This window comes from Pseudomonas sp. NPDC087185, from assembly GCF_044744955.1.
Lineage (GTDB): Bacteria > Pseudomonadota > Gammaproteobacteria > Pseudomonadales > Pseudomonadaceae > Aquipseudomonas.
Map to the genome: position 1 here is coordinate 1 of NZ_JBIUZK010000019.1, position 1089 is coordinate 1089.

At 64.6% G+C, this 1089-nt stretch carries 1 pseudogene; it reads right to left on the reverse strand.

The window, feature by feature from the left end:
* A pseudogene (locus ACIPIJ_RS27875) lies at positions 1–1089 on the reverse strand (sugar-binding protein); the annotation flags it as partial.

The window sequence follows — 1089 nt, forward strand, 5'->3', positions numbered from 1 at the left end:
CTGGCCGGGTACCAGGCATAGTCCTCGACCACCCCGGTTTTCAGCGTCTGTTTCCTGAGGTTGCCCAGGGCGTCGTATTCGTAGGTTTCCTTCTCTTCACGCGTGCCTGTGCCGAGCGACCATTGCGTGGTCAACGTGCGGGGTAGCTGGCAGCTGGCGACCTGGTCGGCGAAATACTTCCTGGGGTCGTGGTCGTATTCGCTGGCGACGCTGTGCACATGGCCGTTGCGGGTGGTCTTTTCCAGTACCTGCAAGTGGAACTGGTTGTACTGGCGCTCGACGCTGCGCAGTACCTTGGTGCCGTCGCGCAACTCTTCGGTTGAGCCATAGGTATAGGTGCCCAGGTGCAGGTAGAGGTTGTCCAGGCCATCTTCGGCCCAGACGATGTTTAGGCCGTTGCCGAGGAAGTTGTGTTCGTCCCTGGGGTAGCTGTAGTGCAGCGACTGCTGGGGCTGACCGTGCCCGGGGTCGATGACATGGCTCGCCACCCGCGGCAGCGGCTCGCGCTGGCTGCCCATGGGGAACGCATGGCCGGTCGGGTCGTAGGTGAGCGTTTCCTTGGCTCCCGCCGGGGTGCGGGCGGTCTTGATGCAGTCCAGGCCTTTTTCGCTCACATAGGTGAAGGCCCAGTTGGCCAGGTCACCCCTGTCATTGGTGGCGGGCAGGCGCAATTGGTCGACGCGCCCGGCGGTGTCGGTCTGGATGAAAAAGCGCGCGAACTCGGTGTTGCCGATCGGCCGGTAGCGCACTGCGACACCGGTCTGCTGGGGATCGGCGACGTCGTCCAGGCGCAGCAGGATGGCCTCCGCCGCATCGGTGATGGTGGACAGCCGCCAGGGGTTGCCCGCGCGGCTGGAACGCACATAGGCGAGGGTCAACGTGTGGCCTTCGGCCGAATAGATTTCCACGGGCAGGGCCGGCTGGTCGGCTGCGACCTGCTGCAGAATCTCCACCAGGCCACTGCGGTGCGCCACCTTGTAGCGCTGGAACCCTTGGCTGGCGGGCAGCGGGTACAGGTGGAAGCTGGCGAGTTTCTGCTCTTTCATGGTCCGGCGCTGCAACCCGGTCACCGGGTCGGTGATCTCGCCT